12 protein-coding genes are annotated in these 21,552 nt (G+C 64.5%); 3 read left to right on the top strand and 9 right to left on the bottom strand.

From position 1 onward, the window contains the following. The first annotated feature begins 73 nt into the window (after positions 1-73). A complete protein-coding gene (locus tag Tam10B_RS09050) occupies positions 74-1,234 on the top strand; it encodes a CdaR family transcriptional regulator (protein ID WP_158214184.1) in 1,161 nt (386 codons plus the stop codon). Between the two features lie 136 nt (positions 1,235-1,370). On the opposite strand, the gene ilvC (Tam10B_RS09045) is transcribed toward Tam10B_RS09050, so the two are convergent. The 6 genes from ilvC (Tam10B_RS09045) to Tam10B_RS09020 all read right to left on the bottom strand — a co-directional run bounded on the left by ilvC (Tam10B_RS09045) (position 1,371) and on the right by Tam10B_RS09020 (position 13,878). Beyond that, entirely contained in the window at positions 1,371-2,423 is a 1,053-nt protein-coding gene (ilvC, locus tag Tam10B_RS09045) for a ketol-acid reductoisomerase (RefSeq protein ID WP_093960918.1), read from the bottom strand. Positions 2,424-2,833: 410 nt separating this feature from the next. Beyond that, positions 2,834-3,886, bottom strand: coding sequence for a ketol-acid reductoisomerase (gene ilvC / locus Tam10B_RS09040; protein ID WP_093960917.1), 1,053 nt, complete (start codon positions 3,884-3,886; stop codon positions 2,834-2,836). 323 nt (positions 3,887-4,209) lie between these two features. Then, positions 4,210-5,571: an MFS transporter gene (locus tag Tam10B_RS09035; RefSeq protein WP_093960916.1), complete on the bottom strand. Its 1,362-nt coding sequence runs from the start codon at positions 5,569-5,571 to the stop codon at positions 4,210-4,212. A gap of 489 nt (positions 5,572-6,060) precedes the next feature. Continuing rightward, positions 6,061-7,020, bottom strand: a complete 960-nt coding sequence (locus tag Tam10B_RS09030; protein WP_233133674.1) for a class C sortase — start codon at positions 7,018-7,020, stop codon at positions 6,061-6,063. Positions 7,021-7,406: 386 nt separating this feature from the next. Further along, positions 7,407-9,098, bottom strand: a complete 1,692-nt coding sequence (locus tag Tam10B_RS13740; RefSeq protein ID WP_093960914.1) for a SpaA isopeptide-forming pilin-related protein — start codon at positions 9,096-9,098, stop codon at positions 7,407-7,409. A gap of 205 nt (positions 9,099-9,303) precedes the next feature. Then, a complete protein-coding gene (locus tag Tam10B_RS09020; RefSeq protein ID WP_093960913.1) occupies positions 9,304-13,878 on the bottom strand; it encodes a family 16 glycoside hydrolase in 4,575 nt (1,524 codons plus the stop codon). Positions 13,879-14,556: 678 nt separating this feature from the next. Here Tam10B_RS09020 and Tam10B_RS09015 point away from each other — a divergent pair. Next, positions 14,557-15,981: a glycoside hydrolase family 88 protein gene (locus tag Tam10B_RS09015; protein ID WP_198947570.1), complete on the top strand. Its 1,425-nt coding sequence runs from the start codon at positions 14,557-14,559 to the stop codon at positions 15,979-15,981. Between the two features lie 4 nt (positions 15,982-15,985). Here Tam10B_RS09015 and Tam10B_RS09010 read toward each other — a convergent pair whose 3' ends face one another. Next, entirely contained in the window at positions 15,986-17,614 is a 1,629-nt protein-coding gene (locus Tam10B_RS09010) for an MFS transporter (protein ID WP_093960912.1), read from the bottom strand. A 205-nt stretch (positions 17,615-17,819) separates the two neighbouring features. Between Tam10B_RS09010 and Tam10B_RS09005 the strand changes: the two genes are divergently transcribed. Then, entirely contained in the window at positions 17,820-17,999 is a 180-nt protein-coding gene (locus Tam10B_RS09005; protein WP_093960911.1) for a hypothetical protein, read from the top strand. 24 nt (positions 18,000-18,023) lie between these two features. On the opposite strand, the gene Tam10B_RS09000 is transcribed toward Tam10B_RS09005, so the two are convergent. Next, positions 18,024-19,211, bottom strand: a complete 1,188-nt coding sequence (locus Tam10B_RS09000) for a LacI family DNA-binding transcriptional regulator (protein WP_093960910.1) — start codon at positions 19,209-19,211, stop codon at positions 18,024-18,026. 302 nt (positions 19,212-19,513) lie between these two features. After that, positions 19,514-21,391 carry a glycoside hydrolase family 13 protein gene (locus Tam10B_RS08995; protein WP_093960909.1) on the bottom strand — a complete coding sequence of 626 codons (1,878 nt, stop codon included), beginning with the start codon at positions 21,389-21,391 and terminating at the stop codon, positions 19,514-19,516. Positions 21,392-21,552 lie beyond the last annotated feature (161 nt).

Below are 21,552 nucleotides of genomic sequence, written 5' to 3'. Positions count from 1 at the left end.
AAACCAGTAGAAAAACCATGGTGGAATGGTACGCGTACTATTTTCATGCCGGAAAATCCTCTACACTGACGGCATGAACATCGATCCGCGCATCGCACAGACCATAGTGGAGAATCTCAAGGGCATCATCCGGCACGACATCAATTTCTTCTCCCCCGACGGCACCATGATCGCCAGCACCGATCCGACGCGCATCGGCACGCTGCACGACGCGGCACTGCTCGCCGCGCAGCAACGACGCACCATCGCCGTCGACAATGACGAACAGTTCGCGGGCGCACGGCATGGCATCAACGCGCCCGTACTGCTCAACGACGACGTGGTGGCCGTGATCGGTGTGACCGGTGAACGCGCGCAGGTCGAGCCGTTCAGCGACGTGATCCGCAAGATGACCGAGATTCTGGTGCGTGAAAACACGGAACAGATCAGCCGGTTCGACGAACGCATGATGACCACGAATCTCATCAGCCTGCTCACCGCCGAGCAGCATGACCACGGATTGGTGACCTATCTCGCCGATGCGCTGAACGTCGATCTCAACATGCCGAGGCTGGTCGCCGTGGGACGATGCACAGCGCAGGACGCCGATCATTCCGGTCGGGACACGATATACGACGTGCTGCACCGGCATCTGGGGCAGCGGAGCGGAACCCTGTTCACCGTCTCCGCGCAAGGGTTCTGCGTACTCATGCCCGACGGCGACACCGCAATCAACGAAGCTGCCGCGACCGGCGCTTCCACGGAAACGCGCACGCTGATGGATGCCATGAGAGTCGATATGGAACGTACGCTGAACCGGCCGATCAGTCTGGGACTGGGGTGCGTGGCGGATACGGCCGACCAGTACTGGGTCAGCCATCGCCAGGCCGGCACGGCAGTCGACTGGCTGCGATTCATCGGCAGCGCCAGCACGATCGAATATGACGAGCTCGACTACGGGCTGCTGTTGTCCGCCATCCCCCAGACGGACGCGGCACGATTCGTCGAGCATGTGTTCGCCGGCATTCCCGACGCCGACATCGACGATCTGCAGCGCACGTTCGACGTCTACACGAAGCACAACGGCAGCATTTCGCGCGCGGCCGACGAACTGTTCCTGCACAAGAACACCCTGCAGAACCATCTCAACGCCATGGCGCGCCGCACCGGATACAATCCGCGCACGCTCGACGACCATACGGTGCTGGCGCTCGCGTTCCTGCTGCGCCGGTATCTGGCGTTCCACAGGGCATAAAAAGCAAAACCGCCGCACCCGAATGAACGGGGCGGCGGTTTGATGCGCTTGATACGCCCGATTCGTCAGTCGGTATCGGACCGACGGATCGGCGAGCGGGTCAGTGAATCACCGAGCGGTGCTCACTGCACAGTGCTCACTGAACCTGGGCGCGGGCGATCTTGCCGGTGAAGGAGTTGGCCTCGTCGGCGTCCTTCACGCCATCCTTGTTCCAGGAGAACATGGCGCGCAGCTTCGGGCCGACGGTCTCGATGCGCTCGTTGGAGTACTTCTCCTGCAGCTCCTTGAAGTGCGGGGCGCCGGCGTCCTGATCGTCGATGAACTCCTTGGCGAAGGAACCGTCCTGGATGCGGCCCAGGTGGTACTCCATGCGCTTGCGGCAGTCCTCGTTGATCACGGTGTTGGTGTAGTCGCCGTACTGAGCGGTGTCGGAGCAGGACCAACGGGCCTTGTTCAGACCACCCTCGTTCATCAGGTCGACGAGCATCTTCAGCTCGTGGCAGACCTCGAAGTAGGCGATCTCCGGCTGGTAGCCGGCGTCGGTGAGGACCTCGAAGCCCATCTCGACGAGCTTGTTCACGCCACCCATGAGCACGTTCTGCTCGCCGAAGAGATCGGTCTCGGTCTCTTCCTTGAAGGTGGTCTTGATGGCGCCGGCGCGCAGGGCGCCCAGAGCCTTGGCGTAGGCGAGGGTCAGAGCCCAGCCGTCGCCACGCGGATCCTGCTCCACGGCCACCACGACCGGGACGCCACGGCCAGCGGCGTACTCACGACGCACGATGTGGCCCGGGCCCTTCGGGGCAACCATGAACACCGGGTGATCCTCGGTGGGCTTGATGTAACCGTAGTGAATGTTGAAACCGTGGGCGAAGGCGACGGCGGCACCCGGCTTGATGTTGGGCTCGATGTCGTTGGCCCAGATGGTGCGCTGGTACTGGTCGGGGGCCAGGATCATGATCACGTCGGCCTCGGCGGCAGCCTCCGGCACGGACTTGACCTCGAGGCCCTGCTCCTTGGCGAACTCGACGGACTTGGAGGTGGGGCGCAGGCCGACCACCACGTCAACGCCGGAATCACGCAGGTTCAGCGCGTGAGCGTGACCCTGGGAACCGTAACCGATGATGGCAACCTTCTTGCCCTGGAGAACGGACAGATCACCGTCGTTCTCGTACCAGATCTGTGCAGCCATGTAAGCACTCCTTAACTACTGCGAATGTTGTTGTGGTTGCGCATAGTGCGCCGCGCGTGACGCGCGTTTGTCCGATGCGTGATTGCCGCGATCCCGTTGGACCGGCCGAATCACTTACCCAGACGAGCTCATCTGAGGATTTTGTCCTGCAAACTGCCCACTATCCTACCGATAATGTCGCTTTCGTCACATTCCCGTCCACAACGTGGGCGCACTCCTGAGTCGGCGCAACTCAACCTGCATCGTTTGACGCACGCCGATACGCGGTGAACGACGAACCGTCGTCCGCCGCAAACCGTCACGATACGCAAAAGCCGCCGCCCCGAATGAACGGGAGCGGCGGCTTTTATGCGTTTTATTTTGCCGCACTCAACGGAGAGCGGCAATCACGACCGGTTGGTCGGCGGCAATCACTGAACCTGGGTACGAGCGATCTTGCCGTTGAAGGACTCAGCCTCATCGGCGTCCTTGGCCGGGCCGTTGTTCCAAGAGAACATGGCGCGCAGCTTCGGGCCAACGGTCTCCAGGTGCGGGTGAGAGTACTCTTCCTGCAGCTTCTTGAACTTCGGAGCGCCGGCAGCCTGGTCATCCATGAACTCCTTGGCGAAGGAGCCGTCCTGGATGCGCTTCAGCTGGTACTGCATGCGCTTCTTGGTCTCCTCGGTGATGACCGTGGAGGTGTAGTCGCCGTACTGAGCGGTGTCGGAGCAGCTCCAGCGAGCCTTGTTCAGACCACCCTCGTTGGCGAGGTCCACCAGCATCTTCAGCTCGTGGAACACCTCGAAGTAGGCGATCTCCGGCTGGTAGCCAGCCTCGGTCAGCACATCGAAGCCCATGTCGCACAGGTGGTTGATGCCGCCCATGAGGACGTCCTGCTCGCCGAACAGATCGGTCTCGGTCTCCTCGGTGAAGGTGGTCTTGATGGCGCCGGCGCGCAGAGCGCCCAGAGCCTTGGCGTAGGCCAGGGTGATGGCCCAGCCGTCACCGCGAGGATCCTGCTCAACGGCCACGACCACCGGGACGCCACGGCCAGCGGCGTACTCACGACGCACGATGTGGCCCGGGCCCTTCGGGGCAACCATGAACACCGGGTGATCCTCGGTGGGCTTGATGTAACCGTAGTGGATGTTGAAGCCATGAGCGAAGGCCAGAGCGGCGCCCGGCTTCAGGTTCGGCTCAACGTCCTTCTTGTACACGGCGGCCTGGTACTGATCAGGCAGAAGGATCATGACGATGTCGGCCTCGGCCACGGCCTCCGGCACGGACTTGACCTCGAGGCCCTGCTCCTTGGCGAACTCCACGGACTTGGAGGACGGACGAAGACCGACCACCACGTCAACGCCGGAATCACGCAGGTTCAGCGCGTGAGCGTGACCCTGGGAACCGTAGCCGAGGATGGCCACCTTCTTGCCTTCGAGCACGGACAGATCGGCGTCCTTCTCGTACCAGATAGTTGCTGCCATGATTGGCACTCCTTTATTAGTTGGTGATTGCCGAGCGATGGCGTCCGGCAATCGGTTGAGATTGCTGACGGCCTTCGGCGAGAAGGATTGTGTCCTAGACGTTGAAAGTCATCGATCACTGGGAACTATTTCTAGTCCTCCAGCGGCCGGCAGAAAAGCCGGCGTCCAAATATTGAATTGTTTTTGCCCGGGTTGCGGACTGGGGGTGGGAGCGGTCACATGCGACCGTTCCCATCATGTGTCTCCCCCATCGAGTTTCCCCGATGGAGAAGGCACCGGTCAAGTAGTCGAAGATGACTTCTTGGTGAATTTATTGGCTGACTTCACTTGGTGAAGTCGACGTTCTTAGTCTCATGGCAGGAGAGCACGGCGACGAGGCAGCACAGGGCCATCACGCCGAGGTAGATGCCCACGGAGTGCACGCCCCAGTGGGAGCTCAGCCAGGTGGCGATGGTCGGCACGAACGCCGCGCCGACGATGGCGGCCAGGTTGTAGCCGATGCCGGAGCCGGAGTAGCGCACGTTGGCGTCGAACAGCTCGGGCAGGAACGCGCCGATCGGGCCGAACGCGGTGCCCATCAGGGCGAAGCCGATGCACAGGAAGGCCATGTTGGCCACGAAGTTGCGCTGGCCGACGATCTCACCGTTCAGCAGGAACGGGAACAGGGCGGCGAACACGACGAGCAGCACGGAGGAGGTGATGATCACGCGCTTGCGGCCGAACTTGTCGGCGTTCACGCAGGAGATCACGATGAAGGCCGCGAACACGCAGATGGCGATCATGAGCATGAGCAGGTATTCCTGGTTGGTGAAGCCGAGGCTGCCACCGCCTTCGCCCTTCTCCTTGGTGCCCCAGGCGAGGGACCAGGTGGCGAGCGTGTAGAACAGCGTGTAGGTGACGGCGACGAGGAACGTGGCCTGCAGGACCTGCTTCCAGGACTTGCGGAACACCTCGGTGAGCGGGGACTTGACGACCTTCTTCTGCTCCTGGGCGAGACGGAAGATCGGGGTCTCCTCCATGTGGACTCGAACGACGAGGCCGATGATCACGAGGATGGCGCTCAGCAGGAACGGCACGCGCCAGCCCCAGGCGAGCATGGCGTCGGAGTCGTTGAAGGACTCGAGCACGAAGTAGGTGCCGTTGGACAGGAAGAAGCCGATCGGGGCGCCGAGCTCCGGGAAGGAGCCGTAGAGGGCGCGCTTGTCTTCAGGAGCGTTCTCGGTGGCGACCAGAGCCGCGCCGGACCACTCGCCGCCCAGGCCGATGCCCTGGACGAAACGCAGCAGGCAGAGCAGCGCAACCGCGGCGATGCCCCAGGTGTTGTAGGTGGGCAGGCAGCCGATGAGGAACGTGCCGATACCCATGGTCATCAGGGAGACGACCAGCGTGGTCTTGCGGCCCATGCGGTCACCGAAGTGGCCGAACACGAGGGAGCCGAGCGGACGAGCGATGAACGCGATGGCGAAGGTCAGCAGGCTCATCAGCAGGGCGACCGTGGGGTTCGCCTTGTCCGAGAAGAAGATGTGCGGGAAGTAGTTCGCCGCGGCGGTGCCGTAGGCGTAGAAGTCGTAGAACTCGATGGCCGTGCCGACCATGGAGGCGGCGATCACGGTCTTGACCGAGTCGCGCACCAGGGTGGCGGGATTCGCGGAGTTCTCCGCGACAGTCTTGTCGACTGCTGTCATTTCTCTAATCTCCTGTTAATCACATGCGCGTGAAACATCGCCGAGCTACCGCAACGTATGTTTGCGTTCGCATGTGTGGTAATCAGTAATTTCTCTTCTGTTCTAAATTGACTTTGCTGAACGATTTCGCCCGGTAAAACATCTGCCGAGCATTAAAAAAGCCCCGCTTTTGGCAGGGCTAAAACAGATTGTGTCCGTTCGGGCCCCGCCTTTCGCTGGCGTGCTCGAACAGTGTGAATGCCGAATCAGTCCGCCAACGAAGACGGAATAATAATTCGGCCGGACACAGCGGCAAACGCGGTCATTCCGTACATCATGGCGAACCTCCCTTCGGTATCAAAGTCATTTCCACGGGCCTTGCGACCCGAACCACTTGAGAAGATAGGCCCGTGCCGAAGCGTATGCCACCCGGGGGTCACTATGTGGACGCGGTCGGTGTCACTATGCGACCGCAGTAAGCCGGAGGCGTTGTGGGAGTAGGGCTCCGCGTCACTGCGCGGCGGAGGCGAGGTGGGAGCCGAGGGGCGGTTCGGGCGGGCGGGAGACGAGCAGGTACATGACGCCCAGCATCACGATCACGGCGGTCACGCCGGCCGCATACTGCCATGAGTGGCGTATGCGTGCCGGGGATACGCCGGTCGATGCGGGCGTGGAATCGGACGTGCGGATGGCGGAGACGAGCAGCCGGTGCGTATTGACGCCGTACGGCGTGCACGTGACGAGCGTGACGCGGTCCTCGCCGGGCGTGATCTTGAGCTGGCTTACGTCGTCGGGGTCGACCACGCTGATGCGGTCCACGCGATAGTTGAGGGTGTTGCCAAGCACGTGAATGGAGAACGTGTCGCCCTTGCGCACCTCGTCGAGACGCGTGAACAGGTCGGCGGTGACGAGTCCGCGGTGGGCGGTGAGCACGGCGTGCGAGTCGGTGCCGCCCACGGGCAGCGACGTGCCGTACAGGTGGCCTGCGCCGGACGACAGCGCCTCGTTGGACGTGCCGTGATAGATGGGCATGGTGGCGTCGATGGATGGGATGGTGAGGGATCCCATGATGCCGTCGCCGATGTTGACGAGTCGGTTGTAGTCGGCGTCGGAGGCTGATTTTTCGCCCTGATCGGCGGCGACGACCTCGGCATCGGTGCGGCGGGCGGAGGATGCGCCGGCTCCGCTGCCGCCCGAGCCCGCGGTAGCTTTGCTGACGGCGGCCTTCTGCAGTTGGATGGCGGCGTACGGATCCTGGATGGAACCGAGATCATCCTGACCGTCTTCGAAAAGCTGGTGATTGTAGGCGCGGGCTTCCTTGAGCGCGCGCGACGACTGCTCCCCGGTGAGCTGGGATGCGGCCTGATTGGCCTGTTCGACGGTGCGCTGCTGCGTGACGTCGGACTGCATGCGCGAACTGATGAGCCAGCCGGCGAGCGCGACGACGAGAACAAGAAAAAGCACCGCCATGATCCCGCTGATCCACGTTCCCGCTCCCCCGCGGCGCGCCCGCGATGGTTGCCGTGTGGCGGGCGCACCGGATTCGCCGCGCCGGGCGTCCGGGCAGTCGGATCCGTGAGGGTTGGAGTGTGGATCAGCTGAGATCATGGTCGGTGCTTGGATTCGTTGTGAGATTGGGGGTGGGGCTAGTTGGTTGGACACCTCATCAGTCACGCTGCGCGTGCCAGCTTCCCCTCAAGGGGAAGCCGGCGTCGCCGCCATACCTGCCTTCCCCTTGAGGGGAAGGTGGCCGGCGAAGCCGGACGGATGAGGTGGGGCGTTTCCGTGTCAGCGAAAACGGGGTTCAGTATCGCCCGCAGGGCGATGCCTCACCGCAACCCGCGCCCCGACCGCTGTTACATGCGGGCGGTGCGGCGGTTGCGGATGGTCTTGGCGGCGAAGAAGACGCTGCCGCCGGCGGCCAGCACGATCGCGGCGGTGATCACGCCGAGGCCCATGCCGCCGGTGCTCGGCAGCTGGGTGACCTTGTTCACGTTGGTCACGGTGACGTTGGCCTGATCGGCGTTGTTCACCAGATCCCACGTGGCGTCCTTGCCGAAGACGATCGTGCCGTTGTCGTTGACGGTCATCTCGAAGCTGGGCTTGATCTCGCTGTAGTAGCCGTCCGGCACGTTGGTCTCGGTCACCACGTAGGTGCCGGCGCCCAGGCCGGTGAAGGCGACCACGCCGTTCTCGCCGGAGGTGACGGTGCGCAGGGCGGTGGTGGAGGTGGAGCCCTTGAGCTTCAGGGAGAAGGTTGCCCCGGCCAGCGCCTTCTTGGTGTCGGCGCCGATCTTGGTGAACTGGCCGCCCTTGAATACCTTGACGGTGGCGGCAGCGGACTCGGTGGACTTGACCGTGGTGGCGGCAGCGGCCTCAGCGGACTGCGTGGAGGCGGAGGCGGCAGCGGGGCCGTACTCGATGTGCGCGGCGTTGGACACCTCGCCCACGCCGGCCTCGTTGTACTCGGGTTCGGCGGTCACGTAGCCCTGGTAGGTCACCTTGACGGTGGCGCCGGGGGTGAGCTTCTCGACGTTCTTCAGCGCGATTTCGAAGGTCTTGGCGCCGTCGCCGACGACCTGGCGGCGCGGGGCGGTGACGTAGGTGGCGGAGAGGTTCTCGTACACCGAGTTGCCGTCGGCATCCACCTTGAGCTTGCCGTTTTCGTCCACGGACTGGATCTGCGCGGTGAAGCCGCTCGGGGTGACGGTCAGGCCCTTCTGCGGCACGTCGACGAACTTGTAGGTGTAGCCCGCGGTGGCGTTCTTGGGCAACACGCCGGTCAGCGTGTAGGTGATCCAGTTGGCGTCGCCCTTGGCCGGGGCGCTCGACACTACGGACACGGACGTCTTGTCGGCGGTCTTGGTCGGGGCGGCAACGGTGTCGGTCTCGGACGGCTTGACCGTGGCCTCGCCGAGGTCGACGCCGTTCAGCGAGACCTTGCCGGTCCAGGTGGAGCCCACGAGGATCGGGGAGCCGAGCTGGGCGCCGTTGGCGTCGGTGTCGGTGATCACGAACCAGCCGGCGTTGGCGGCCACGTTGCCGAAGTCGAAGACGGCGGAGTCGGCGCCCTCGGCGCCGGTCACGGTGGCGGACGGGTCGCCGAGATCGTCGGAGGCGACGTACTTTTCGGTGAACAGACGAACGGCGGTGGCATCGTTGGTGCCGTCGGCGCCGGTCCAGCTGGACAGCCAGCCGGCCGGGTTGCCGGTGTAGGCGGCGGGCAGGGCGGTGGTCTTGTCGGCGCCCACTCCGCCGGCTTCGGCGGCGGCCGCTTCGGCGGTGGTCTTGATCAGGTCGGCCTTGGCACCCACGGTGGCGAGCTCCATGGAGGTGATGTCCGTGCCATCGGACTTGACCTTCTCGTACGTGGCCAGCTGGTAGGCCTTGAACGTGTGGCCGGCGACCTCGCCGCTCAGCGTGATCGTGGCGTCGTTGGGGTCGGTGTCCGCGGCCTGCGCGGTTCCGGCACCGAGCGCGAAGCAGCCGAGCGAGATCGCCGCGGCGGCCATGCCCGCAAGGGTGCGGGAGACTATGTTGCGCTTCATCTGATTCCTTTCCTCTGTTGCTGTCAGATGTCTGTGTGGTCTGTTCCCCGACGGGCCGCGCGTTCCGTGGAGCGTGGCGGCCCGTGAAAGTATTGGTTTGGGTGGGCTGAGGGAGGGGTGTTGAGTAATGCCCCTCCCTCAGCCCGGCTTCGCCGGACAGCTCCCTCCCTAGGAGGGAGCACGAGAAGGCGCCCGGCTTGTTCAGTTATTTGTGGGTGGCGACGGCGACCCAGCTGATCACCGGGTCGGCGCTCACGCCGCTCACCGTGAGGGTGACGGTCTGGTCCTTGTCGAGGGTGATGGTGCTCGTGGAGGTCACGTCCACCGCGTCGGAGGACAGATCGGCGTTGCCGTTCGACAGTTCGGTGCCGTCGGCGGCGGTCACGATCACCTTCATGTTGCGGCTGACGCCCCACCACTCGTGGAATCCGGCGGACAGATCGTACGTACCGGCCTTCAGCGGCAGGTAGTAGGTCGTGGACTTACCCTTGCCGGCCCACAGGCCGGTGGAGGACTTGTCGTTGATGTCACCGGAACCGTAGGTGTTCTGGCCGTCCGCGTTGTAGCCCCACGTGGAGCCGTCGGACGTCTGGTCCACCTTGTCGTTGAGCAGGCCCTTCACCGCGTTCTTCACGGCCGTGTACTCCGGGGAGTCCTTGCCGTTCGTACCGGAATCGATGAAGTACTGCACGCCGTCGGGGATCACCTCGACCTCGGCGGTGAAGGCGCTACCGTTGGCCTTGATGCCGGAGACCTTGACCTTGCTGTAGTTCGCGGCGTTGGCGATGGCCTCGGTGGCGGACTTGTCCCACGACTTCACATCGAAGGTGAGGCCGTCCACGCTGACCTGCTTGGGCAGATCGGCGCCCTTGACCACGGCGGTGGCCAGTCCGTAGTCGGCGGTCTCGGCCACGCCGAGCCAGCTGATGACGGGCTTCTGCGCGTCGCCCACCTTGGAGACCACGTACTTGACGGTCTGGTCGGTAGGCACGCTGAACTCGACGGTGCCGGTCAGGCTCGGGTTGGCCTTGCCCAGCTTCACGTTGTCGCCGGTGGCGAGCACGGTGCCGTCGGCGGCGACCACGGACTGCGCGGACTCGCGGTTGTCCATGCCCCACCATTCCTGGAATCCGGCGGTGAGCTTGTACTTGCCGGCCTTGAGCGGCAGGTAGTAGACCACGTCGTCGTCATCGGAGTAGAGTCCGGTGGACTGCTTGTCGTTGATGTCGGTGCTGCCCTTGACCCTCATGGCGTTGGCGTCGTAGCCCCACGTGGAGCCGTCGGACGTCTGGTCCACCTTGTCGTTGAGCAGGCCCTTCACCGCGTTCTTCACGGCTGTGTACTCCGGGGAGTCCTTGCCGTTCGTACCGGAATCGATGAAGTACTGCACGTTCGCGGGGATGGCCTCCACCTCGATCGTGAACTTGTACTTGTTGCCGTCGGCCTGCTTGTCGGTGGTGATGCCGGAGAGCTTGACCTTGCTGTAGTCCGCGGCGGCGGCCAGCGCGGTCTTGGCGTCGGAGTCCCACGTCACCGCGGTCTCCTTGCCGTCCTTCACTGCCAGCTTGGCCGGCAGCTTGGAGACGTCGGTCTTGTCCACGGCGAGTCCGGTGAAGCCGAGCTCCTGCACGTCCTCGGAGATGGAGCCGTCGACCAGTCCGTCGCGGGCGGCGGCGAGACGATCGATGATCGCCTGTGCGCCCTCGGCGTCGAGTCCGTAGCCGGCCGGATCGGCGAGCGCGGCCTTGGCGTCGTTGAGGTTGTTCTCGAACACCTGCCAGGTCTTGATGTTCCAGTCGGTGGCCTTGAGGCCGGCGTAGGAGTCCACGGCGGTCTTGAGGGCGGTGGTGTCCACGTCGCCGACGGCGGTGTTCTGGACCACGCCCACGGTGTCGACGGAGATCGCGTCGTCGGTGGCGGTTTCGAAGGTCACCGTGTGTTCGCCGTCGGACAGGCCGCGCAGCTCGTACGTGGTGAGCATGCTGCTGGCGCTCTGCGTCTTGCCGGCGGCGACGATCTTCTTGCCGTCCACGGTCACGTTGAGCTTGGTCTTGCCGTTGTTGGCGCCGTTGATGTCCAGTCCGGTGCCGGTGAAGGTGTAGGTGAGCTGGGCTCCCTTGCCGGTGGAGTTGGAGATCGAGCGCTTGTAGACGTACATGCCCTGGCCGTTGAGGTGCTGCCACTTGTCGTTGTACTGGAGCACGGGGGTGGCCACGTCGTCCCAGCTGCGCATGTGCATGTTGTCGATCAGGTCGGTGTAGTACGGCGTGTAGCCGTCCACGGTTTCGACCTTGAGGTTGTCGTACTGCACGTTGGTGTAGCCGCTGCCGATCTGGATGCGTCCGGTGGCCTGCGGACTGGCGTCCTTGTATTCGGCCACCTGCACGCCGTTGACGTACGCGGTGTACACGTTGCCGGCCACCTGCACGGCGATGTTGTTCCACTGGTTGGATCCGGCCTTCCAGTTCACGCCCTCGACGTCGGCCGCCTTGCCTGAGGCGACGACGGCGCCGAAGCGTCGCAGCGTCCAGTTGCCGTCGGGGTCGATGCGGATCTCGGCCGCGGAGATGCCGACGCCGTTGTTGCTGTTGCCCTGTTCGCGGGCGCCAAGCGTGGCGTACCGGCCGGAGCCGTCCTCGAACAGCACGTCGGTGGACACCTTGTAATTGGCCCAGCGGTTGTCGCCGATCGTGGTGATCGGATCGCCGCCGTTCCATGCGCCGCCGTTCCAGCCACCGTTCTGCATGCCGGCGGAGAGCTGCTGGCGCAGCACGTAGTTGCCGTCGGAACGCTTGACGACCTCGAACGCGCCGTTGGTGTCGTTCGTGTAGAGCGGGGTCGCGCCGGTGTCGCCGCCGCGGGACTTGAGGAAGTCCTCGGTGATCATCTTGCCGGACTTGGGATCGTACGACTGCACGGTCTTGCCGCTGTAGTCGAAGTCATCGGCGTACAGGGTGTTGTCCCAGGTCACGCCGTTCTCGTCGCCGGACTCGTCGGTGTCGAGCACTGCCTGGTCGGCGCCGTTGGTGTACTCCTTGGACGCGGCGACGCGGCTGCCCTGGCCGTCCTTGGCGGCAAGGGTGCCGTCGGCGCTCTTGGTGGCCTTGTCGAGCGTGGTGGCGGTGGCGATGGACCACGGGGCGATGGTGAACGTGTAGTAGCCGTCGGCGTCGGCCTTGGTCTCGGCCACGGGCTTCATGTAGTTGGAGGCGTAGCTGCCGGACGTGCCTGCGGCCTGGGTCTCCCACAGTTCCATGGTGTCGCCGACGTTCATGTCGGTGGCCTTGATCTTGTAGGTCTTGGTGTACTGGCTGTCGTTGACGATCACCGTGGAGAAGGCGGACTTGTCGGGGGCGGCCAGCGTCATGTAGCTGGTGGCGCCGCCGCGGGAACGATTGCTGCCGGTACCGCGTCCCGGCGGGTTGCCGTCGGTGATATCGCTCCTGGAAGCGGCGGGAATGCCGCGCCAGATGCCGTCGGCGTCCACGTCGTCGGCGTTGGTCTCGTAGCCGGTCTTGGCAAAGCCGGAGACGTGTTCGAGCACGCTCATGCCGGTGTCGTAGTACAGCCATCCGCTCCACGGGTCACGGGCGGAGACCAGCTCCTTGGAGGAGTACTGGAAGCCGTCGTAGAACGAGCCGATGGCGGGCTGGTACACGAAATTGGTGCGACGGGAGCTGGTGAAGCCCTTGACGAAGGTGTTCGCCATTTCGAGCGGCGAGTTGATGCCGCCGATGCCGGTGCCGGACGTGCCGTCGTACTTGCCGTTGTTGGTGCCGTTGCCTTCGCCCGAACCAAGGTTCATGGTGTTGTTGGGTCGGTCGGCGCCCACGGAGAACGTGGACTGGGCCTCGGAGTTCCAGATCTCCTTGTCGTACTGGTCGGCGAGGGTCTTGAAGTTGTTGCCCTGGTCGGCGGTGTTGTAGTGGTAGCCGGCGATGTCGACCGCGTCGCGCAGCGCCTTGTCGCTGATCATGTCGTCGCCGAACGAGCCGGTGCTCACCTCGTCGGAGATGACGGTGCGGATCTTGTGGAAGGCTTCCTTTTCGGCGTCGCTGCTCCACGCGGGCACGTCGTTGCCGTTGAGGTCCTTGGTGGTGTCGGCGCCGATGAAGCCGACCTCGTCGGTCTTCACACGGTTGGCGAAGTCCTTGGTCCAGCTGAAGTTCGGACCGGTCTCGTTGATGTGCGGGTTCACGGAGTCGACCATGTAGCCGTACTGGCGGTACACGGCGAGGATCGTGTTCTTGTACCACTTGTAGACGTCGTCGTTGCTCTTGACCCAGGCGGGGCTGCGCCAGCGCAGGATGCTCACCCTGACGTTCGGGTTCACCTTCATGGCGTCGGCGGCCAGCTGGAAGCCGGGCTCGCGCGCCACGTCCGGATACTCGTCGGAGGAACGCATGGTGGCGGCGTTCGGACCGGTGGAGTTGTTCTGGTCGTTGCCCATCTCGATCTTCACGGTGTTCATGATCGGGTTGTCCCCGCCGAACAGCGTGTTGATGAGATCCCAGTAGGCCTCGGGGTTCTGGGACTTGTAGTCCATCAGCAGGGCGCTGGTGGAGTTGGCGCTTAGCACGCCGAAGCCCTTGAATGTCAGGCCGTTGCGGTTCTTGGCGGCGGCCGCGACGTCGCTGCCGTTGACCGTCACCTCGACCGGGTCGGTCGGCGCGGCGGATGCCGTTCCGACGGCCACGAACGGGGCGAACATCGCCACGGACGCGACGGCCACCGCAAGTTTCTTGGGAGAGGAGAAACGCCTGGGCTTGTGCTTGCTCATACGATCCCCCTCCCCCGATTGATATGCATACGCATATGCTTCACCTCCTCGTGTAGGGCGAAGACACGCTCCTCAATGTGCCTCCGTCTTTCATTACGATCAGAGCCGATCAACCTCAATCGTCAGTAATCGTTACCGTTCAGGATAGTCGTAAAACATTCACTTCCGCAAACCGAACAATGTCGCTGTGCATTCAAATTTCAAGGGTTTTCAAGGGCTCGGGGGCGATGGGGGTCGCGACGTCACGAGGAAATAAAACGATCAATTACATGCATGTTTACGCAAACACAATACTTGAGTTGGGGACGCAAGGGGTGGTTGACGACGATCCCGAATTTTCGAAATCCCACGCGACGCTCCGCATTTTTCTCCGTCCCGCCGAACTCCGCAAAACCTCGGCATTGCAAACGTCGCCACCGACGCATACGACGACGCTCAACGCAAACCGGCCGCACCCATCGCACACCCAATTGCCGTCACCCCCGCCAAGCGATCAACCGCCGCCGACGCCGATCTGCCGACTCAGGTAAACACGTTTACGGAATTATCAAAAATGATCAACTTTGATCTCAATTGACGGTACAATGGCTGGCAGAATGTTCGCGTGCACAACGGACCGCCCGCAACGGGCGTGCACGCAGACGATACGACGATGGATGACGGCCCAAAGGAGGGACGATGACGTTCGATGCGCGTGGCGTGTTCGGCACGCAGCTGCCTGATGGAGAATCCGCATGGATCAACAAGACCACCGATCGACTGGTCGAGAAATTCGCCGCCGAACGCGAACGCGTGGGAGCGCAGATCCCGTACATCGCGCACGACGGCCGTTACGACGAGAACATGGCCGAGGTGTTCCCTGGCTGGTGGGTCAACGGATTCTGGCCCGGCATCCTATGGCAGATGACCGTCGCCACCGCCTGCCTGGACAAGAAGGCGGCCGCAGACGCGGCGAACGGGACCGGAAACCCGACCGCCGACCGCGCCGCGAACGCCGTGCTGTTCGGACGCTCCGAACGCGTCCGCGTCTCCGGCGACGATCCGGCTGACCCGAAGGACCGTCTGGCCGATCTGCGCGATCCGCACGAACCGGGAAGCCTGTCCCGACTGCCGTCGTGCGCGTTCGCGTTCGCCGCGCCGGCACGAGAGATCGAGGAGACCGTGCTCTACCCGGTGCTCGCCGACTACGAACGCGTGGACCACGATCTCGGATTCATCTGGCTGCTTTCGGGCGTGGCCGACTGGCGCGTCACCGGCAACCCGACCGCGCGCATCCACGCGCTGCACGCCGCCACCATGCTCGCCGGCCGGTTCAACCCCATGGGCCGGTTCATCCGCGCATGGAACGAGCCGGGCCGCGAAGGATGGGCGATCGTCGATTCGATGATGAACCTGCCGCTGCTGTTCTGGGCGAGCCGTGAGACCAACGACCCACGGTTCGCAGCCATCGCGCGCATGCACGCCGACACCATGCTGCGCACCATCGTGCGCGACGACGGCTCGTGCAACCACATCGTGCAGTTCGACCCGGAGACCGGGGAGTTCGTGGGCGCGCCCGCCGGTCAGGGGTACGCGGCGGGATCGTCGTGGAGCCGCGGCCAGAGCTGGGCGATCTACGGGTTCGCGCTCGCCTACCGTCACACCGGCGACCGTCGGTATCTTGACGCCGCATGCCGTGTGGCACGGTACTTCGTGGAGCAGGTGAAGGTCACGGACGGTCTGGCGCGACTGGACTTCCGTCAGCCCGATGAACCGCTCGACTACGACGCCATCGCATCGTGCGTGGCGGCCGACGGACTGCTGGAACTGGCCCGCGCGCTCAAGGAGGCCGGCGAATCCGAAAACTGCGCCGACGTTGTTGACGCCGCCGGGGACGCCGACTCGCTCACCCCCGACTGGTGCGTCTCCAACGCGCTGTTCATGCTGCACGCCGTGGACGATCGCGCCTGCGACTGGGATCCCGATCGCGACGGTCTGGTGCAGCTGTGCTCGGTGGAGTACCACGACCCGGAACGCATTCACATTCCGATCGTGTACGCCGACTACTTCTTCCTCGAGACGGTGCTGCGGCTCAAGGGCCTCGCCGCGGACCTGTGGTGGTGAACGGTCAGCGGACGGCGCGCATGGTGGACAGCAGCACCACGGCCACGGCGATCATGGCCAGCGCCACGATGAACAGCCACGAATAGCTGCCCAGCACCACCGCACCGGCGCCGACCACGGCGGAGACCACCACGCTCAGCGTGTTCGTCAGATTCAGCACGGCCAGCTCACGGCCGGCGTCGGACGGGTCGGGCAGCACCGTCATGCTCAGCGCATGGTCGACGGCGTTATACAGGCCGTAGCCGAATCCGGCGACCGCGGCGAACAGCCACATGCCCAAGCCACTGGGCAGGATCCACGGGAAGACCACGCCGATCAGGCACAGCAGGCAGCACACCATCACCAGATTGCGGCTCACGCCGAACCGGTCGACCAACGGCCCGGCGACGAACGCGGCGATCAGCGAGGCGGCGAGCGCGATCACGGCCATGACCGCGATGACGACGGCGACCGGCAGCAGTGCGGGCGCCGAGGTGACGAACGCGCCCGGTCCGGCGATCACGCTGGCCAGCGAATAGTACTTGAGGATGTACAGCTCGTACATGGGGATCATGCCGTAGCCGGCCATCATCAGCGTGCGGGCCACCAGCATGCGGTAGTAGTCGGGCGCGTGGCGCGGCGGACGGAAGTCGGCGAGCAGCGCGTGCACGTCGAAGCGCGTGTTGGCCTGCTCCACGCTGGAGGGTTCGCGCGGCCAGATCAGCACGACGGCCAGACCGATGAGCGCGAACAGGATCGCGGCCGGAACAAATCCGATGCGCAGCGGCGAAAGATCGGCGGCGAGATTGACCGGGCCGGCGGGACCGGCCGGATTGGTGATGAGCGACGGGTCCATGCCACGCCCGGAACCGGCGAGGATCACGGCGCCGACCAGCAATCCCAGCATCTGGCCGACGGCGATGCCCGTGCCGTAGCAGCGGGCGACCCGGCCGCGCACCTTGTCCGGCACACGATCGGCCATGGCCGCCACGAACGGGGCGAGCATCATGTTGTAGCCGAACTGCATGCCGCACCAGGCGAACAGCATCGCCGGGAACGCGCTCGTGACGCCGAACAGCAGCACGAACAATGCGGTGAGTACGCCGCCGCCCACGATCCACGGGGTGCGACGGCCGAACGGAGTGCGCGTGGTGTCGGACAGCGCGCCGAACAGTACGTTGGAGATCAGGGCCACGATCGCACCCACGGCGTTGATCGCGGCGAACATGGCTTCGCGGCCGGCCGGGTCGATGCGGTCGAGCATCTCCGGGAGCACGACCGACCCCAGGGCCATCCACGGGATGGCGCACAGCACGGCGCTGAGCGTGAATGCGATGGTCAGGCGTGTGATGGAGAGCTTGTCGGGACGGGTGCCGTCGGCGGCCACCATCGGATCGCGCATGTCGAGGAACGCGGAGTTCGGATCGGGCACAGCGGCGTCGACGGTGGCGAACGATGCGGCGGCGGCCATGGGCGCGGCGGCCTCGGCGGCGAGCTTGGTGGACTGCACGGCGGCGTCGGCGCGGCTCGACTCGGGAGTCGTGGATTCAGGCAATACGGCCAGACGCGCGATCGACGCCTTGTCCTGATCGGTCAGCACTTCGTCGGGGTCGGGCCTGTCGTCGATGCCCGGACGTTTGAAATCCTCGTTCATGGGTCTTTGGTCTTTCCTTCTCGTTTCCGCGCGCTCCCGCGCACGTCACGCACACGCGCATACCACTCTCGCACATGCGTACTCCCTACTTCCGCTTCGCATATTAGACCGTGCACTTGTCCATTTCACTAGACAGAGTTCACTAGCCAGAGCGTCCGCATCTCTGATTAAATGGAGAGTGACGACGCAGCAAGGAGGCTCGATCATGAAAAAACCGGACGACCGCGCTCGAAGGGGTTGGATTCGCACGGCGCTGATCTGGGTGGCACTGATCGCCGGCGTCATCGTGTTTCTCACCACCGACTTTCTTTGGCTGACGTTCTCGCTATTGACGATCGCCGCTGCCGCCGGGCTTTTCGGCATTCCCGGAAGAAAACACGACTGACATGTTCAACGGCACGTTCAGTGCCTAGCGCGTGGTCTCGCCACGCATCAGGGTGACGGGCACCAGATCACAGGATGCGGCGACCTGGGCCGGGGCATCGGCGGTGCCGTAAACGTCGACGGCCGATGCGGACACGGACTCGGACGCGGCGGACTCGGACGCATGCTCGTCGGCGATGGCCTCCTTCATGCGTTCCACCAGTTTCACGGCGATGGCGTCGAGATCCTGATGCACCGACGTGACGCGCATGCCCGCGAGATCCGCGACCGGGGTGCCGTCGTAGGCGATGATCTGCAGATCGTCGGGAATGCGGCGGCCGACATCACGACTCCCCCGCGTGTCCGCATCACGCAGCTCCCGCAGCGCCAGACGCACGCAGTGCGCGGCAGCCAGATCGGGCGCGATGATCGCGTCTGTATCGGGGAACCGGCGGAACACCTCCTCGGCGGCGCGCTCGAACAGCGACGTATCGCTCACATGCTCCACGGACACGTAGTCGCAGCGCACACCGGCCGCCGCCATCTCCCGCTCGAACGTCAGGTGGTAGCGCACCGTGGGAAATGTCGTATCGTTCACATCCGTCACGGCGTCGGCGGCGGCCGACAGCACCGATTCGAAACTGCCGTCCGCGGTCTGCGCCTCGGCAAGATCATGGAACTGCGAGCGCGGTCCACCGATCTCAACCACGTGCCGCACGCCGGATTCGATGAGCAGTCGCGCGGCCAGATGCGCGCCCTGCACGTGATCGGAGCAGACGGAGGGGATCTCCTCGCCGAGGAATCGGTCGAACGCCACGACCGGACGGCCGATGCCCTGCCAGTATTCGGGGCGCTGGTTCGTGTGCGAGCCGATGATGATGCCGTCCATCATCTGCCGCTTGAGCATGTCGATGTATTCGCTTTCGCCGCGCTCCTGGTCGGCGGTGGAGCACAGCATCATGCGCAGGCCGGCGTCGTGCAGATGACGCTGCAGGCTGGCGGTGAGCTGCGCGAAGAACGGGTGGGCGACGGTGGGAATGGTCACGCCGATCAGATTGGTGCGGCCGCGGAACAGATTGCGGGCCAGTTCGTTCGGCACGTAGTTGAGTTCGGCCATGGCCTCCTCGATGCGTGCGCGTGTGGACTCGGCCACGTATCCGGTGCCGTTCACCGCCAGCGAGACGGTGCTCAGCGAGACCCCGGCCCTGCGCGCCACGTCACGCATTCCGACCATTCGCAACCTCCTGAAAGCATGATTCGTCCGGTCGCGATCGGGGTCCGGTCAGTGTCGGATGAGATCGCGTCGTTTCACCGCACGTCAACATTGTCGGCGGGAAAACGCATCCGCCAACGTTTCATTGTAACGGATGGGCGACGGCGACGAAGCGGCCGCCAGCGGCACCACGCCCCCGCTTCCCCTCGAGGGGAAGCTGTCAGCCGTAAGGCTGACTGATGAGGTGTCCCGAGCGATCCCTCCCCTCAGTCGGCTAACGCCGACAGCTCCCCTCCCTTGGAGGGGAGCCGAAACGGGTGGGTCTACAGCTCGTAGGCGAAGGCCTCCCAGGGGGCGAGCTTGCCGAAGAGCAGGTCAGCGGCCGTGTCCTCGGTCGGGTAGGTGCTGATCAGGATGCGGTCGGCGCTCACGCCGCCCAGCGTGGTGCCAGCCAGGCCGAGTCCGAGCATGTCCGCGGCCTCGGCCGGGATCTTCGCCGACTCGCTCGACATGTTCACCACCACCACGATCCTGCGCTCGCCGGACCCGTCGATGCCGCCGCCGACGCCGTCCTCGCGCAGCGTGCGCACGAACGCGTACACCTGCGGGTCGTCGGCATCGAGCATCTCCCATTCGCCGGCGGCCACCACCGGGTTCTCGTGGCGCAGCGCGATCAGCTTCTTGTAGAAGTTGTACACGGAGTCGGGATCGCGCTGCTCCTTCTTCGCGTTCACCACGTCGCGGTTCTCATTGACCGGCAGCCACGGGGCGGCGGGCGCGTACGGCGCGGTGAAGCCGGCGTACTTGGTGGCGTCCCACTGCATGGGCGTGCGTGCGTTGTCGCGGCTGATGGCCTTGAGCGCGTCCATCATCTGCTCCGGGGTCATCACGCCGGCCTCGGTGAGCTGATGGTACATGTTGATCGACTCGAGGTCCTGGTACTGGTCGAGCGAATCGAAGTAGGCGTTGGTCATGCCCAGTTCCTCGCCCTCGTACACGTACGGGGTGCCGCGGTGCATGTGCAGCAGCAGGGCGATGGCCTTGGCGGAACGCACGCGCAGCTCGTCGGTGGAGTCGTCGCCCCAGCGCGAGACGACGCGCGGCTGATCGTGGTTGTTGAAGAACAGGCTGGTCCAGCCGGTCTTCTTCACCGCGTGCTGATGTCCGGCGAGGCAGTGCTTGAGATGCGCGAGCTTCCACGGTTCGGCGGTCCACTTGGACTGGCCGCCGCCCGGCTCCACGTGGTCGAACAGGAACAGCATGTCGAGCTCGCGGTTAGCGGGATCGGTGATGTGCTGGTTGCGTTCGGCGGTGATGCCCGGCGCCTCGCCCACGGTGAGCGTGCCTTCGCGGCCGTCGAACACCTCGCGGTGCATTTCGGCGAGGAACTCGTCCTGACGCGGACCATCGGCGCAGAACGGGTTGGGGCTGGAGTAGCCGTCGGGGCCGATCGGGCCTTCGGAATCGGTGTTCGCACCCACGCCCGGCAGTTCGCCGTTGGCGTCCACATGCTTGGAGATCAGCGTGATCACGTCCATGCGGAAGCCGTCGACGCCGCGGTCGAGCCACCAGTTCATCATCTTGTACACGGCGGCGCGCACCTCGGGGTTCTCCCAGTTGAGGTCGGGCTGCTTCTTGGAGAACTGGTGCAGGTAGTATTCGCCGCGCTTGGGATCGTACTGCCACGCCGATCCGCCGAAGTACGAGCCCCAGTGGTTCGGTTCGGCGCCCGGCGTGCCCGGCTCGTGGCCCTCCTTGGCGGGACGCCACCAGTACCAGTCGGCGTGCGGATCGTTCTTGTCGCGCGACGCCTGGAACCATGCATGCTCGTCGGACGTGTGGTTGACCACCAGATCCATGACCACCTTGATGCCGCGGTCGTGCGCTTCGGCGAGCAGTTCGTCCATGTCGTCGAGCGTGCCGAACATGGGGTCGATGTCCTGATAGTCGCTGATGTCGTAGCCGTTGTCGTCCTGCGGGGACTTGTAGACGGGCGACAGCCAGATCACGTCCACGCCCAGATCGGCGAGATAGTCGAGACGGCTGGTGATGCCGGGCAGATCGCCGTAGCCGTCGCCGTTGGTGTCCTGGAAGCTGCGCGGGTAGATCTGGTAGACCACCGCGTTGGACCACCACGGGTTCTGTTCGGCGCCGTTGGTGCGGATCGTGTCGGGTAGCGGTTTGCGCTGTTCGGTCGTCATTGTCGCTCCTGTCTGTCCTGTTTCGTGCTGCCTGTCGTCCGCCCGCCCGTCTTGTGCCGATCGTCGACTGCTGACGATCACGGACGGGACGGGCGGCGACGGTATCGTTCGCCACGCATTCGTCGCGATATGGACGAACGTACCACCGTGATTATTTTAAC

Origin of the sequence: Bifidobacterium vansinderenii (assembly GCF_002234915.1) — a bacterium.
GTDB classification, from domain to species: Bacteria; Actinomycetota; Actinomycetes; order Actinomycetales; family Bifidobacteriaceae; genus Galliscardovia; species Galliscardovia vansinderenii.
The sequence above is the reverse complement of the archived record's forward strand: the minus strand, read 5'-3'. Positions and strand labels throughout refer to the sequence as shown.